This window comes from Nonomuraea angiospora, assembly GCF_014873145.1.
Lineage (GTDB): Bacteria > Actinomycetota > Actinomycetes > Streptosporangiales > Streptosporangiaceae > Nonomuraea > Nonomuraea angiospora.
Map to the genome: position 1 here is coordinate 8,594,116 of NZ_JADBEK010000001.1, position 14,896 is coordinate 8,609,011.

Consider the following 14,896-nt stretch of genomic DNA (forward strand, 5'->3'; position numbering starts at 1 on the left):
AGTACGGTCATCCGGCTCCCCTCCCAACAAGTAGGAGTCACCGATCGCGATGGGACTTCACCGGCGATCGGCCAGCCAGCAAACTGTCCCTGCGGCCATCGCCAGTTCTTCCGCGAAACGTGAAGCGTGGCTCTTTCGCGGGAGCGTTCACGCGATGGCCGTCACCATTGCGGACGGGGACACGGCACCCGCGGACCGGCGAACGTCATCCGGCCCGGGGTCGAATCTGCACGTCCCGGGAGGACGGCACGCCTGCCTTCGGAGAAAAATCCGTACCCGCTTCGACGATCGATCGCTCCTGATCATGAACGGCTTGCCATCATGTGCTCACACAAAGCAAGGGCCCTGGCCACGGGCCGGGATCCCTTCCGGCCGCAGCGAAGGTAGGTGTGCGTGAACGTAGAGGCGGAGATCCTCGACCTGAAGCTCCGGGTGGAAACCCTCGAAGCGGCCCTGCGCTCCAACCGAAGCCCGCGGCACGACGACATCGTCCCGGCCCAGGCCGGCCCGTACCGGTCCGAGCTGCCGGCCCTCGTCGCGCAGGTGTCGATCGGCGTGTCCGAGCTGAGGGCCGAGATCGCGGACGTCCGCACCGAGGTGGGCCAGGACTTCGAGGCTCTGATCGTCGAGGTCGCCGGGGTCCGGGTGCAGCTGAGCGAGAACTACAAGGCCGTTCAGGCGGACCTGCTCGGGAAGATCGACTCGCTGCGCTGCGACATGATCGACCTCGGCCTCCGGCTCGACCGGCTGATGGAGGCGGGCGACGCCTGAGACCGCCGGGGGTCAGGCGCCGAGGTCGTCGGCCAGCCGGCTCAGGTAGGCCGCGAACTGCCGCCGGTCGCGCTCGTCCCAGGAGGCGGTCAGCTCCTCGAAGGCCCGGCGCTGCCACTGCCTGGCCCCGGCCAGCAGCGCGTGGCCGCTCTCCGTGAGCCGCAGGCAGGCGCGGCGCCGGTCGCGCTCGGAGGTGTCGCGGGCGAGATAGCCGGCCTCGACGGCGTCCCTGACCATGCGGCTGGCGCCCGAATGATCGAGGCCGAGCTGGTGCGCGACGGTGCCGACGGTGGGCGGCTCGGGCGCCTCCCCGTCGGGGCGCGCGTTCGTGTGCACGGCCTCCACCACCAGGATGTGCTGCACGTGACGCGGCTCCCCGGTCAGCTCTTCCGACGCCCGCCCGGCCCACCGGCGGGACCAGAAGCGCACCAGGTGGAACAGCGCCGGTCCCCCGTCGGTCTCCTCGCTCATGCCCTCACCCTACGGCAGGTTGCATGCGATACGCACGTATGATTGTGTGCGTTTCACACACATCTTTTCGGAAGGGATACCGTCATGACCATCGTCATGAACCACCTGATCGTCCCCGCCGCCGACCGCGAGGCGGCGGCGGCGTTCTTCGCCGGCCTGCTGGGGCTGCGGGTCGGCCCGCCCGCCGGGCCGTTCGCGCCCGTCAGCGTCAACGAGGACCTCACGCTCGACTTCGACGACCGCCGCGCGCCCCAGCCCGGCCACTACGCCTTCCTGGTCGACGACGACACCTTCGACGCGGTCATGGAGCGGCTCGGGGACGACCCGGCGATCGAGTACGGCTCCGGCCCGATGAACGGCTGGGACCGCGAGATCAACCGGCTGGCGGGCGGCCGCGGCGTGTACGTGCGCGACCCCAACGGCCACAGCTACGAGCTGTTCACCGTCGAGCCCGAAGATCACTGAGTCATCGGTTCGCGGGAGGCGCCGCAGGTGGGCAAGGCATGATTTAACCGGTAAATCCAGCGAAGCGGTGAGAAGGGCAAACTGCCAGCGTCTGGCCCCCTCCGGTGGCTAGAGTGATGATTCCAATATCGGCGGGATATTTCCTGGTATCCGCAGCGCGAGGAGTCGCGGGTGAATCACCGCGTGACCGACGAGGCCATGGTCCGAGCCCTGTACCGCGAATACGGCGCCCCCCTGATGGCCTTCGCCGTCCGGCTGACGGGTGGCGATCGGCGCTGGGCCGAGGACGTCGTGCAGGAGACCCTGGTACGCGCCTGGCGCAACCTCCCCGACCTGCGTACCGACTCCGGCTCCCTGATGCCCTGGCTGGCCACCGTCGCCCGCCGCGTGGTCATCGACAACCGGCGCCGCTCCGGCTCGCGCCCGCTCGACACCGTCGAGGACGTCCCGGAACGCCTCAACTCGGTGGCCGCGGAGGACGACCAGCTGTTACGCGAGATCGTCGTCACCGACGCGATGATGTCGCTCTCACCGGCCCATCGGCAGGTGCTCACGGAGACGTTCCTCCTGGACCGCACGGTCCAGGAGGCGGCGGAGATCATCGGGGTGCCCGTGGGCACCGTGAAGTCCCGCGTGTACTACGCCATGCGCGCGTTACGCGTGGCGCTGGAGGAAAGGGGGGTGACGCTGCCATGACGTGGGAGGCGCGTCACGACGAGAGCCACGCCGAAAGGGGGGTGACGTTGCCATGACGAGGGAGGCGCGTCACTTCGAGCCACCGCGAGAGGGGGGTGACGCGCTCATGATGGAGATGCGTCACGAGGAAAGGGGGGTGACGCGCTCATGACCGAGGTGCGTCACGAAGACGTGGCCGCGTACGCGCTCGGCCTGCTCCGCGGGGAGGAGAAGGCCGAGTTCGAGCGCCACCTGAGGGGCTGCCCGAGCTGCGCGGAGGAGGCCGGGGCGTTCGCCGAGATGGGGGAGCTGATCAAGACCGTCCACCCGGACGACCTCCTGCCCAGCCCGCCCGACCCCGAGGTCGAATCGCTCCTGGTGCGCCGCGCCGCCACCGAACGCCGCCGCCGGGGCCTCTACCGCACGTTCATGTCCGCCGCGGCCTGCGTGCTCGTCGCGGCCGGCGTCTTCCTCGCCGTCAGCTCGGTCACCGGCGGCCCGAACCCCGACAGCATCCACAGCCCGGCCCGCGCGCTCCTCATGACCGGCCACACCTACTCCGCCACCGACAAGAGCACCGGTGTGTCCGCTCTCGTCGGGCTGGAGGACAAGGGCTGGGGCACCCACGTCGCGCTGGAGCTCAAGGGCGTCAAGGGCCCGCTGCAGTGCCGCCTCATGGCGGTGGGCAACGACGGCCGCTCCGAGGTGGTGGCGAGCTGGGGCGTGCCGGACAAGGGGTACGGCGTGCCCGGGGCCCCCGACCCCCTGCTGCTGCACGGCGGCACCAGCCTCCCGGAGTCCGAGCTGAACCACTTCACGGTCGAGACCTTCGACGGCAGGACCCTGGCCACGATCCAGGTGTGAGCTCACAGCCCCGACAGGCTCGCGCGCAGCTCGCGGACCTGCCGGGGCTCCGCGATCCCGTCCCAGGGGGAGAGCGCCGCCAGCCCCGCGTCGCGGTGGCCGGCGGCGTTCCCGGCCCGCAGCCGGGCCAGGTGGAGGTGGGCCAGCGCCGTGCTCACCCCCGTGGGGGGAAGCCGCGGCTCGGCCTCCTCCAGCAGCGCGACGACGTCCTCGGGACGGTGATCGGGCTCCTCCAGCAGCACCCCGGCCCGCTGTACGAGGCAGCGGGCCCGCCCGATCTCGTCCGCGGTCTCCGCGTAGAGCCGCTCGGCATCCTTCAGGTTGGACCTGGCGTCGAAGCGCAGCCCCAGATAGTGGTGCGCGAGCGCGAGCAGCTCCTGCGCGTGCGCCGCCGCGCCGTCGTCCTCGGCCCGCGTGGCCAGGTCGAGCGACTCGAACAGCACGATGCGGGCGTCGTCGTACAGGCGGCGCGCCTCGAGGTCGCGCCCGTCGCCGTCGAGCGTCTGCCCCTTGCGCAGCAGCAGCGCGGCCACGTTGATCAGCCGGAGCGAGTGCCCGGCCAGGTCGCCGCCGGACAGCGCCTGGCCGTAGCGCACGAGCGCCGACTCGACGGCGGTGAACTCGTCGCCGGCGGCCAGCAGGATGGCAGCGTGCTCCAGGTGCAGCTCGGCGGGCCACGACTCCACCCTGACCCGCAGCCTGGCCGCCCGGTTGAAGTGCTGGCGCGCGGTGGTCGGGTCGCCCCAGGTGAGCAGGATCGCGCACTGGCGCAGCTCGGCCGTGGCCTGCACGTGCTCGTCGCGCAGCGCCTTGGCCGCCTCGGCCAGCGCCTTGGCGGCCCGCAGCCGGTCCTCGTGCCGCTGTTCGAGCCGGAACCAGGTCTCCAGCCCGTCCGCGATGCGCGCCAGCGCCCGGGCGGTCTTGGGCACGGGGCTCCCGTGCGCCAGCACCTCCAGCAGCACCCTGTCCTCGATCGCGAACCAGGCGCGGGCCTCCTCGCCGGGTAACAGCGCGGCGAACGAGTCGGCCTCGTCGGCGAAGTGCTCGACCAGCCGCCGCCAGGCCGCGGCGTCCTTCGGCGAGGGAGGCGGTCCGGGCGTGCCGCTGGGGAACGCGCCGGTCACCCTGACGCGCGTCATCCGTACGTTCTCCACCAGGCCCAGGTCGGCCAGCTCCCCGATCGCGTCGGCGGCGGAGGGCACGCCGAGCAGCGCGGCCGCCGCCCGGTGGTCCACCTCGGCGATCGGCAGGCCAGCCAGCAGGACGAACAGCTGCTTGGCCGTCGGCCTGAGCTGCCTGACGCTGAGGTTGAGCACGAAGTCGAGGGTCTTGACGACCGACAGGTTACGCAGGTCGTCGACCAGGGACTGCAGCGCGACGCCGGGGTTGCGGGCCAGCCAGCGGCCGATCCTGACGATCTCCAGCGGGCTGCCCAGACAGGCGTCCACCAGCAGTCCGAGCGCCTTCGGGTCGCGGTTGACGCGCTCGTCGCCGATGTGGCGGGCCAGCAGCGCCTGCCCGGCCTCGGGCGCGAGCGGGCCGAGCTGGATCGGCTCGATGTGCTGCGGCAGCTCGTCGGTGAACGTGCCCGCCACCACGATGTGCGCGCCCGGCACCCGGGGCGGGAGCCAGGCGATCTGGCTCCAGGTGCTGACGTTGTCCAGCAGGAGCACCCGGTCCGTGCCGGTGAGCGCGTCGATCACCTGCGCGGTGGCGTCCTCCGGCTCCTGGATCGCGCCGGGCGGCCGGTCGAGGGTGCGCAGGACCCGCTGGGCCACGCTCAGCGGCGTCTCCGCGTGGTCCCTGTCGGGGCCGCGCAGGTCGGCGTAGCGCTGCTTGCGGGCGTCCGCGGTCAGGTCCCATGTGGCCAGGGTCGCCACCGAGGACGTGCCCATGCCCATCGCGCCCTGCACGACGACGATCCCGCGCTCCTTCGCGCGCTCCTTGACCTGCTGGATCTCGGCGTCCCTGCCGACCAGCCCGTCGATCCTGTCGGGGAAGGGCAGGCGTTGGAAGACCGGCTGGGGCGGGGCCTTGCGGCGGCTGCGTACGAAATGGGTGAACCAGCCGGCCACGATCGGCAGCGAGAGGATCAGGATGACGAGCAGCCAGGGGGGCAGCCACTCCGTCACCCGCTCGATCAGCTTCTCCTGCAGCAACAGGACCGTGCCGCCCACGGTCAGCAGCCCGCCGAGCCCCAGCTCGGGCAGGTGCGCCCCGGCCTGCCGGGAGAGCTGGGACAGGCGGAAGCGCAGCCGGTCCTTTCGCGAGATATCCGTCATGGGCGCACCCCTCGCGTCAGCCCCCGGTACAGCCAGCGCCCGGTGACGACCACCAGCAGCACGGGCACCGCGGTCGCGATCACCGACTGCGCCGCCAGCGGCCCGGCCGCGCTCATGAAGTGGCGGGCCTGCTCCAGCAGGATCAGCGGCAGGTGGTCGCCCGACGGCCAGTTGAGCAGCAGGCCGACGACCGTGTCGTTCCAGACCAGGACGAACGCCAGGACCGCGGCCAGCACCAGGGCCGGGCGCGCCTCGCGTACGACGTGGAACAGCTCCCAGCGGCCCCGCGCCAGCATGGGGGCCGGCACGCGGACGAACGCGTTGTGGAGCACCAGCACCGCCAGCGGGATCACCAGCGCCGCGTGCACGATGGCCAGCGCCGGAGCGGTGCCGACGACCGGGCTGAGCCAGCGCTCCAGCGGCACCGCGAACGCCTGCGGCGGCAGCACGGCCAGGGCCACCGCGACCAGCAGCACCGGCCGCCAGGCCCGGCGCGGCAGCAGGTGCTCGTGCGCCAGCACATAAGCGGCCGGCACGGCGGCCAGCAGCACCAGGCACACCACCACGACGGCCCGCAGGAACGTGGTGCCGAGCGCACCGGTGAACCCGCCGTCGGCCAGCGCCTCCGTGTACGAGCCCAGCGTCCAGGGACCGCCGCCCCACCACCCGGACAGCGCCGCGGCGACCGGGTCGCGCAGCGAGGTCAGCACGAGCACCAGGAACGGCACCACCCAGAGCACCGACACGGCCGCGCACAGCAGCCAGATCCGCCAGCCCTTCCTGGGCGGCGGCGGGACCACCGGCTCGGCCCAGGTCACCCGCCCGCGCAGCCCGAACAGGGCGGGCACCGCCATCACGGCCACGAGCGCCGACAGCCCCACGGAGAGCGCGGAGGCCCGCGTGTCGCCCAGGTCGCCGTGGTGGCGCCACCAGAACAGCCCGCCGCCCTCGACCTCGGCCTGCATCGACCCGGGCGCGCCCATCAGCACCACGTCGAAGACCCGGGCCGCCGCCGCCAGCGCGAACAGGTACGCCAGCGCGGCCGGCCCGGCGAGCGCCGGGACCACGACGGACCAGAGCCTGCGCCGCCGCCCGACGCCGAACGCCCTGGCCATCCGCAGCAGGTTGGTGGGCAGCCGCGCCAGCGCCTCGTGGAAGACCAGGAACGCGACCCCGGCCCACTGCCAGACCAGCGCCAGCCCGAACACCACCCAGATCCACACGGGGCCGAGAAAGGCCACCTCCGTGCCGAACAGGGCGTTGACCAGGCCGCGGCGCGGGTTGGTGTCGAACATCAGCCGGAAGATCGCGCCCGTGGTGAGCGGGGACACCGCGGCCGGCAGCACCAGCAGGAAGCGCAGCACGCCGCCGAGCACCGGGCCGGCGTTCCTGGCCAGCCAGGCCAGGCCGAGGCCCACGGCGCACACGACCACGGCCAGCACCAGCCACATGAACGAGTTGCCGAGCGACTGGAGCACCCGGCCGTCGAGCAGCACGTCGTACGCGCCGGGCCCGGCCGAGAGGCTGAACACCACCGTCGCGCAGAGCGGGACCAGGATGACGCCCGCCGACAGCAGGACCGCCAGGAGGAGGTAGAGCGAGGCGCGCAGGCGGCCGATCCCGTGCCGGACCAGCGGGATCCTGGCGTCGTGGTGCGTGGCGGCCTCGAACAGGAAGGCGTCGCGCCGGCTCACAGGGCTCCCTCCTTGCTGCCCGCGACCAGCTTGTCGCGGGCCGCGCCCGCGGCCGTGGCGGGATCGACCTCGTTGGCGGCGACGTCGGTGAACAGCTCGGTGAGCACCCGCCACAGCCCGCGCCCGTCGCCGCCCTCCAGGCCGCCGATGAGCCGGTCGGACAGGTCGTAGTGGGCGTTGTCGGCGGCGTTGAGCTCCTGGGCGGGGCCGCGCAGCAGCTCGTGGGAGGGCGGCGTGAACGGCGTCAGGAAGCCGCCGTCGGCGATCCAGCCGGTCAGCGCGTCGTGCTCGCCGCTCGCCCGCGGCCTGGTCAGCCAGTTGACGAACTCGACCGCGTGCGCCGGCCCGTCCCGCATCGTCACCGCCACGTCGCCGCCGACGACCAGCGGGGCCGGGTTGCTCCCGTAGGCGGGGAAGCGGAAGTGCGCCGCGACGCCCTTGCCGCCGTAGTGCTCGATGACGGGCAGGGCGAAGTCGGGGGCGGCCACCACGGCCGCGGTGCGGTAGGCGAAGACGTCGAAGATCGAGTCGTGGAACTGCATGGTGAGCGCCCGCCGGGCCTGCTCGGGGGTGAACGCGCCGCGCCAGATCGTGCCGAGCAGCTCCAGCGCGTCCGCGACCTGCGGCGCGCTCCACCAGTCGGGGTTGCCCGGCAGCCCGGGCGGGAAGAGGCCGCCGTAGACCTCGGGGGCGAAGGCGAGCAGCACGTTCTCGAACCAGTCGCTGAGCACCCACCCGTCGGCCGCCCCGATCGCCACGCTGCCCGGGGTGGGCTGCCAGGAGGTCAGGTCGGCGGGCGGCGTGTACTCCCCGGCCCGGTGCCAGACGAGCGACTTGTGCGCGAGCTTGAACCAGGCGCCCAGCTCCTCGTGGCTCCCGGGCGGCGTCACGAGCCCCCGCCAGAACTCCTGCTGCCGGTGGTCGCCCGTCCAGGGCCGGATGCGCGGCCCGATCGTCGGATCGAAGAGCAGGCCCAGCCTCGGGATCACGGCCACGTCCGGTATGACCTCCTCCGCGGGGCCGCGCAGCACGGCGGCGATGTTGTCGCCCGCCGAGAAGACGTGGACCGGGCGCCCGTACTCCTTGACCACGCCGAGGAAGCGCCGCAGCTCGTCGCCGCTCCACACCACCGCCACCTGCAGCGGCCGCTCGCGGGCGCAGCCGGCGAGGGCCGCCGCGGGCAGCGCGGCCAGCAGCGTTCTACGGGTCAGGGGCATCGGCGATCTCCCAGAAGCGCGAGGGGGAGGCGAGGCTGGCCACCCTGGTCCGGTCGTCGGTGACGACCAGCACGGCCAGGCTGGGGTCGGTGCCCAGCGCCGCGCTCACGGCCGCGTGGCAGGGCCCGCAGCCCGTGCGGTCCTCGACCACCATCACCTTGACCGCCGTCCGCCGGCACAGGGCCCGCGCCAGCGCCACGTGCAGCCGCTCGTCGTGGGCCAGCTCGTGCGGCCGCGACCGCAGGAAGCCCTGGATGTCGGTCTTCTTGGCCATATAGGCGACCATGCCGCGGATGGGCGGGGACGCCTGGTCGTCGCGGGCGGTCAGCGCGAGGTTCTGCTCGACGGTCAGGTGCGGCAGCAGGCCCGCCCCGGCCGGGATCAGCCCGATCTCGCGCTCGGCCGGCAGCCGCATGGTGATCTCCTGGCCGTGGATGCGGATCTGGCCGTCGTCGGGCATCTCCAGGCCGACCAGGATGTCGGTGAACGCGTCGGCCTCGGCGCAGCCGGCGGCCACCACCACGGCGGTGCGCCCCGGGCCGACCGTCAGGGGATCGGGCGCGAGGGCGCGGCGCGTGCCGTGCGCCTGCCAGGCGAGGCCGGACAGCTCGAGAAGCGGCGGGACCTCGACCACCATTCGACGTTTTCACAAAGAGTGGATCACGGCAACGTAATTGGCCGCTCCCGCTACGTATCGGTCTGGCTTACCCGCTCACCCAGAGGCAGAACGGGTGCCCGGACGGGTCGAAATGCACGCGTACGTCATCCTGTGGCTGGAAATCGGCCATGGCCGCGCCCAGCTCGACGGCGCGGGCGCTGCTCGCGTCGAGATCGTCGACCTCGATGTCCAGGTGCATCATCATCCCCTGCTCGCCGGGCGAGGTGGGCCAGACCGGGCGGACGAAGCCGGGATCGCTCTGGAAGGCCAGCCCGGGGCCGCCTTCTGGCGGGGCGAGCAGCACCCACTCGGGCTCGTCTTCCTTGACCCGCCAGCCGAGCAGCTCGCGGTAGAAGGCGGCCAGCGTCGGCGCGTCGAGCGCGTCCAGGCAGACGGCCGACCATCTGAATCCGGTCATGCGGTACCCCTGAAGTGAGTGGTGAACCAGTTCCTGGCGTGCTCGGCCACGGTCTCCAGCGCGCCGGGCTCCTCGAACAGGTGGGTGGCCCCGGGCACGACGGTGATGCGGCTCTCGGCGTGCAGGCGCTGCTGGGCCTCCTCGTTCAGCTTCACCACGATCGGATCCCGGCCGCCCACGATGAGCAGCGTGGGCGCGCGGACCGCCGCGAGCCGAGGCCCCGCCAGGTCGGGCCGCCCGCCGCGCGAGACGATCGCGGAGACCGCGTTGTCCGGCTCGGCCGCCGCCCACAGCGCCGCCGCCGCGCCGGTGCTGGCCCCGAAGTAGCCGATGGGCAGCCCCGCCGCGTCCTCCTGCTCGCGCAGCCATCGCGTACGTTCCAGCAGCCGCTCGGCCAGGAGCGCGATGTCGAAGACGTTCGCCCTGTCGGCCTCCTCCTGCGGCGTGAGCAGGTCGAACAGCAGCGTGCCCAGCCCCGCCTTGTTGAGCGCCCCGGCCACGTAGCGGTTGCGCGGGCTGAGCCGGCTGCTGCCGCTGCCGTGCGCGAACACCACCACTCCATGAGCGCCGTCAGGAACCACCAGATCGCCGGACACGTGCCCCACCTCCCTCCGTCGATCTGCCACTGCCCGCACAAGCCCCGCTCTATCCGTGGCGGGATCAGGCATACTGCACGGATGTCCGATTTCGCCGACTTCCGGAGCGAGGGGCGGGCGGCTCTGCTGGCGGGCCGGGCGACCCACGACAGTCCCATGGTGGAGGGCGCGAGGCGGTGGGGAGCGGCGGCCGTGCTCCGCCCCTCGGGCGAGGTGCTGGACCGGCTGGCGGCGCTGGCCGGGACCATCGAGGCGCCGGGGCACTGGGTGCACGGGAGGCGGACCCTGCACGTCACGCTCAGGTCCCTGGAGCCCTACCGCGACCGGATCCCGGCCGGCGACCCGCTCCGCGCGGTCTACCGGGACGCCCTGGCCGAGGCGGCGCAGGGCGTCCGGCCCGCGCGGGTGCGGCTGGCGGGCGTGAGCCCGCATCCCGGCGGCGTCCTGGTCTGCGGCCATCCCGAGGACGACACGCTGGTCAGGCTGTGGGAGCGGTTCGCGCGCGCGATGGCCGCGCGCGGCGTGCGGGACCTGGAGCACGGACGCGTACGCGACCGCTGGTACGTCAGCCTCGTCCACTTCGCCGGCCCGCTCGCCGACCCCCGCCGGATCGTCGACTGGTGCGACGCCCACGCCGACGTCGATTTCGGCCTGGCCGAGCTGGACACCGCGGAGATCGTGCAGTTCGTGCTCGCGGACTCGAGCATCCACGTCAAGGCGCTGGAAGCGGCCCGGCTGACCCGGGCGTGACAGCGGGGTGCCACCAGGCCCCATTCGTGGGTGGCACCCCGCCGCCGTCCTGTTCAGCCCAGCACCACCGCCGTGACGAACTGCAGCAGGTGCCAGGCCACGTAAGCGCTCAGCGAGCAGAAGGCCCACTCCTTGCCCCGGCTGATCCTGGAGATCCACCGGAGCTCCTCCGCGGGCTCCCTGCGCGCCTTGAGGGTCCTGGTGACGAAGTACGCCGACATCAGCCAGGCCGCCCCCGACCCGCCGAGCAGCCCCAGCGAGAGGGCCAGCAGGATCGGGGAGCCGCCCAGAAGGTCCGACGGCGGGAGCTGGCGGACCCAGGCGGCCGACACGCCGGTGAGCAGGACCACGGTGATCCGCCTGTCCTTGCGCGCCTGGCGCTTGAGCCACTGAAGGTCTCGACGCAGATGGTTCTTGAGCATCCGGATCACCCCCGTTGGAGTAGCTGGTAGCACCAGCTAACGGAAATTTCCGGAGCAGATCTGCGACCTCACCACCGAGAATTCACGACTTTTAGCGATATTTCAGGTCGTGGGGCTGGTCCCCAGCTCGCGGAGGTCCTCCGACACCCGCCGTACCTCGAAGACGTCCCCCACCTCCTCCAGCAGCCGCAGCGCCTCCCGCAGATAGCCGCCGGCCGCGCCCCGGTTCCCCAGCCTGGCCGAGATCAGCCCCAGCGCCCGCAGCGCGCACCCCAGGTCCCGCCTGGTCCCGCACTCCAGGTGGACGTCCCTGGCCTGGCGCGCGTGGACCAGTGCCTCCCCGGCCAGGCCGAGGTCCAGCAGCACCATGGCCAGCGTCGTGAGCGCCGCCGCCCACCGGTCCTTCGTGCCGGTCTCGTTCTGCAGCTCGACCGTCTCCCACGCGAGCTTCAGCGCCTCCTGCGGCTCGCCCGCCGTGTGCAGCGCCTGCGCCATCGACAGCAGCGCGCTGGCCCGGTTGTCCCGCAGCTCCTCCCTGATCGCCAGTGACGCCTTGGCCGCCCGCAGCGCGGGCTGGTGCTGCCCCAGCGACAGGTACGTGTTCGCCAGCGTCTCCTGCACGTCCGCCTCGGCCCGCCGGTTGCCCATGCCCTGCACGATGTCCAGGGCTTCGAGCGCGTACACGAACGCCACGTGCGGCAGCCCCTGCCGCCGCCGCACCCTGGCGAGCCGGTTGAGCATGCGCGCCTCCACCGGCTCGTCGCGGATCATCCGGCTGATCGCCAGCGCCTGGTTGAGGTAGTCGTCGGCCCGCAGGTAGTCCGCCAGCCGCCAGTGCACCAGCCCGATGTCCCCGAGCGTCTCCGCCCGGCCCGGCTCGTGGTGGAGCTCCACCTGCACGGCCAGCGCCTGCTCGTAGTAGGAGAGCGCCTCGTCGTACCGGGAGCCGTTGCGCGCGATCCGGCCGAGCGCGCACAGGGCGCGCCCGCAGCCGTGCTGGTCGCCCGTCGCCGTGTACCCGGCCAGGGCCCGCTCGGCGTCCCGCTGCGCGTCGTGCGGCAGCCGCAGCAGGTCGTAGATCTCGGCCAGGCAGAGCAGCGTCTCGGCCTCGGCGTGCTCGTCGCCCAGCTCGTGGCAGATCGACAGCGCCTCCAGGCCCTCGGACAGCGCCGCGTTCGGCTCGCCCAGGTCCCGCCGCACGGTGGCGAGGATGATCAGGCTCTGCGCCGTGCCCCGGCGGTCGCCGAGCTCCTCGCGTACCTTCAGGGCCTGGCCCGCGTGCTGCAACGCCGGCTCGTAGCGCTCCTGGGACAGGTGCAGCCGCGAGAGCGTGTGCAGGCAGCTCGCCACCCCGGCCAGGTCGCCGATCTCGCGGTAGAGGCCGAGCGCCTCGCCCGCGCACCGCAGGGCCTCCTCGTTGTGGCCCGCGATGTTGTGGACCTCGGCCAGGTCGTTGAGAGCGCGGGCCCGCCCCTCGGCGTCGCCGAGCGAGGCGAACTCCTCCAGCGCCTCCCCGATGAACCTGGCCGCGAGCGTCGAGGGCCCGATGTCCCGGTGGATCGAGCCCAGGTTGCTGCGCATGCGCGCGATCGCCCGCCGGTTGCTCACCTGCATCGCCGCGGTCAGCCCGGCCTGCTGGATCTCCAGGTTGATCTCGTTGTACCGCAGCTTCCTGAACGGCTCGAACACGGCCTCGGCCAGCCGCCACGCCATCCCCTGGGCGCCGCTCTCCTCGGCCAGCCGCACGGCCGAGACCAGCGAGCGCCGCTCGGCCTCGAACCACTCGGGCGCCGTCGCGGGGTCGGTCGCCACCGCCAGGTAGTGGTCGAGCAGCCGCGCCCTGGCCTCCCGCACGCCTGCCTCGGCGTGCCTGCCCAGCTCCCTGGCCAGCCGCTTGACCAGGTCGTGCACCCGGTAGCGCGGCCCGGCCAGCGGCTCGACGAGATACGCCCGGTGCAGCCCCTCCACCGCCACCACGGCCTCGCTGACCGCGACGCCGAGCGCCGCGGCCAGCACCTCGGGCGTGAAGTCCCGGCCCGGCAGCAGCCCCACGTGCCGGAACGCCCGCCGCTGCCCCGGGCTCAGCGACTCGTACGCCAGGTCCAGCGCCGACCTGAACGCCTCCTCCGGATCGCCCACCAGGAGCGTGCCCGGCCTGCGCAGCTCCTCGACCCGCTTCTGCACGCTCAGCCCGGGGTTCTCGGCCAGCTTGGCCGCCGAGATCCGCAGCGCGAACGGGTGGTACGAGCACACCCTGGCCAGCTCGGCCAGCGCGTCCCGGTCGGCGGCCCGCGGCGAGTGCTCCCCGAGCACGGCCACCAGCAGCGCCACCGCGTTGCCCGGGTCGAGCACCTGCAGGTCCATGAGGTCGGCGTGCCCGGTGGCCCGCAGCGGCGCCATCCGCGTGCGGCTGGTCACCAGCACCACGCAGTCCTTGCCGCCCGGCAGCAGCGCCCGCACCTGCGCCGGGTCGGCGGCGTTGTCGAGGATGAGCAGCAGCCTGCGCCCGGCGATCCTGCTGCGGTAGAGCAGCGTCAGCTCGGCCTCGTCGTCGGCGGGCATGTGCTCGCCGACCCCGAGCGAGCGCAGGATCTGGCCGAGCGCCTCGGCCGGGGTCATCGGCGGCTGGCTCGGCGACTGCCCGCGCAGGTCGATCACGATCTGGCCGTCGGGGAACCGGCCCGCCTGCAGGTGCCCCCAGTGCGTCACCAGCGCGGTCTTGCCCACGCCCGGCAGGCCCTGCACGATCATGGTGTTCGTCCGCCTGGGCCGCTCCAGCCAGGCGGTGAGCAGGTCCAGGCTCTGCTGGCGTCCGGTGAAGTCGGGCACGTCGGCGGGGAGCTGGCGCGGCTTCGGCACCTCACCGAGGGGCAGCGGCTCCGCGAGCGCCCCCGGCCTGGTCAGGAACGGCGTCACCCGTCCCTGCCACGGCTCCGACAGGTGCTCCCAGCCGCCCGCCAGGTCGCGCAGCGCGGACGGGTCCTCGACGCGCAGCCGCCGGTAGCCGGGCCGTACCAGCCAGCCCCGCTGGACCCACTCCGTGAGCCGGCGCTGCACCACGTCGGGGGAGCTGCCGACGAGGTCGGCCAGCGTCTCCATGGACAGCGGCGGCGCGGACTCCGAGCCCAGCGCGTAACGCTCGTCCAGGTGCAGCAGCCACACGGCCAGCCGGGCGGCGACGGGGGCGCGGGCCAGCGACTCGTGCCTGCGGGCGGCCACGTTCCTGGCGAACAGCTCCTGCACCAGCGCCGTGGCCACGGCCGGGACGGCGGCGGCGTGCTCGCGCAGCCGGCGCATGTCGATGGGCCAGGCCCGAACCTCGGTCAGCGCGTCCACCTTGGCGCGCTCGGCGGGGTTCCAGAAGGCGAGCTCGCCGACGAGGTCGCCGGCGCCGCGCAGGTCGTGAATGGCCTCACGATCGCCCGCGGGGGTGTATTCGCGGGCGTAGCCGTGGTCGATGAGGTAAACCTGGTGGGCGGGCCGTAACGGCGAGCAGATGGTCGTGTTACGCCGGAAGACGCGGGGCCTGGCGCCCTCGTCCACCAACGACCGGAACAGACCCACCCCGACACCACCAATCTGGGGACGGCGGTGTCCTCGTATGACAGATGTG

Annotated in this window: 14 protein-coding genes; 5 read left to right on the forward strand and 9 right to left on the reverse strand. The window is 73.1% G+C overall.

All coding sequences use genetic code 11. The annotated features are described in order from the left end of the window. Positions 1–393 precede the first annotated feature (393 nt). The gene (locus H4W80_RS39555; protein ID WP_192789737.1) at positions 394–771 is read left to right on the forward strand and encodes a hypothetical protein; all 378 of its coding nucleotides are present in this window, start codon (positions 394–396) and stop codon (positions 769–771) included. 12 nt (positions 772–783) lie between these two features. Here H4W80_RS39555 and H4W80_RS39560 read toward each other — a convergent pair whose 3' ends face one another. Next, positions 784–1,242 (reverse strand): MarR family winged helix-turn-helix transcriptional regulator, encoded by a 459-nt coding sequence (locus H4W80_RS39560; RefSeq protein WP_192789738.1) that lies wholly within the window; start codon positions 1,240–1,242, stop codon positions 784–786. An 84-nt stretch (positions 1,243–1,326) separates the two neighbouring features. On the opposite strand from H4W80_RS39560, the gene H4W80_RS39565 reads away from it, so the two are divergent. The 3 genes from H4W80_RS39565 (at position 1,327) to H4W80_RS39575 (ending at position 3,246) form a co-directional block, all read left to right on the forward strand. Continuing rightward, entirely contained in the window at positions 1,327–1,707 is a 381-nt protein-coding gene (locus H4W80_RS39565) for a VOC family protein (RefSeq protein ID WP_192789739.1), read from the forward strand. A 171-nt stretch (positions 1,708–1,878) separates the two neighbouring features. Then, positions 1,879–2,403 (forward strand): sigma-70 family RNA polymerase sigma factor, encoded by a 525-nt coding sequence (locus H4W80_RS39570; RefSeq protein WP_378525718.1) that lies wholly within the window; start codon positions 1,879–1,881, stop codon positions 2,401–2,403. A gap of 147 nt (positions 2,404–2,550) precedes the next feature. Further along, the gene (locus tag H4W80_RS39575) at positions 2,551–3,246 is read left to right on the forward strand and encodes a zf-HC2 domain-containing protein (protein WP_192789740.1); all 696 of its coding nucleotides are present in this window, start codon (positions 2,551–2,553) and stop codon (positions 3,244–3,246) included. A 2-nt stretch (positions 3,247–3,248) separates the two neighbouring features. Here H4W80_RS39575 and H4W80_RS39580 read toward each other — a convergent pair whose 3' ends face one another. From H4W80_RS39580 to H4W80_RS61605, 6 genes are all read right to left on the reverse strand, one after another. Further along, positions 3,249–5,528, reverse strand: a complete 2,280-nt coding sequence (locus H4W80_RS39580) for a hypothetical protein (RefSeq protein WP_192789741.1) — start codon at positions 5,526–5,528, stop codon at positions 3,249–3,251. Next, positions 5,525–7,222, reverse strand: a complete 1,698-nt coding sequence (locus H4W80_RS39585; protein ID WP_192789742.1) for an ABC transporter permease subunit — start codon at positions 7,220–7,222, stop codon at positions 5,525–5,527. The genes H4W80_RS39580 and H4W80_RS39585 overlap by 4 nt, the downstream gene beginning before the upstream one ends. Then, on the reverse strand, positions 7,219–8,439 hold the full coding sequence (locus tag H4W80_RS39590) for a hypothetical protein (protein WP_192789743.1): 1,221 nt from the start codon (positions 8,437–8,439) through the stop codon (positions 7,219–7,221). The genes H4W80_RS39585 and H4W80_RS39590 overlap by 4 nt, the downstream gene beginning before the upstream one ends. Continuing rightward, complete coding sequence (locus tag H4W80_RS39595) at positions 8,423–9,076, reverse strand: ATP-binding cassette domain-containing protein (RefSeq protein WP_192789744.1); 654 nt, start codon at positions 9,074–9,076, stop codon at positions 8,423–8,425. The genes H4W80_RS39590 and H4W80_RS39595 overlap by 17 nt, the downstream gene beginning before the upstream one ends. Positions 9,077–9,143: 67 nt before the next feature. After that, entirely contained in the window at positions 9,144–9,515 is a 372-nt protein-coding gene (locus H4W80_RS39600; protein WP_192789745.1) for a VOC family protein, read from the reverse strand. Next, on the reverse strand, positions 9,512–10,111 hold the full coding sequence (locus H4W80_RS61605) for a dienelactone hydrolase family protein (protein ID WP_318787271.1): 600 nt from the start codon (positions 10,109–10,111) through the stop codon (positions 9,512–9,514). Before H4W80_RS61605 ends, H4W80_RS39600 begins: the two co-directional genes overlap by 4 nt. An 81-nt stretch (positions 10,112–10,192) precedes the next feature. Between H4W80_RS61605 and H4W80_RS61610 the strand changes: the two genes are divergently transcribed. Beyond that, a complete protein-coding gene (locus H4W80_RS61610; protein ID WP_225963905.1) occupies positions 10,193–10,861 on the forward strand; it encodes a 2'-5' RNA ligase family protein in 669 nt (222 codons plus the stop codon). 53 nt (positions 10,862–10,914) lie between these two features. On the opposite strand, the gene H4W80_RS39615 is transcribed toward H4W80_RS61610, so the two are convergent. Next, positions 10,915–11,283: a hypothetical protein gene (locus H4W80_RS39615; RefSeq protein ID WP_192789748.1), complete on the reverse strand. Its 369-nt coding sequence runs from the start codon at positions 11,281–11,283 to the stop codon at positions 10,915–10,917. Positions 11,284–11,385: 102 nt separating this feature from the next. Further along, positions 11,386–14,847: a tetratricopeptide repeat protein gene (locus H4W80_RS39620; protein WP_192789749.1), complete on the reverse strand. Its 3,462-nt coding sequence runs from the start codon at positions 14,845–14,847 to the stop codon at positions 11,386–11,388. Between the last annotated feature and the right edge of the window lie 49 nt (positions 14,848–14,896).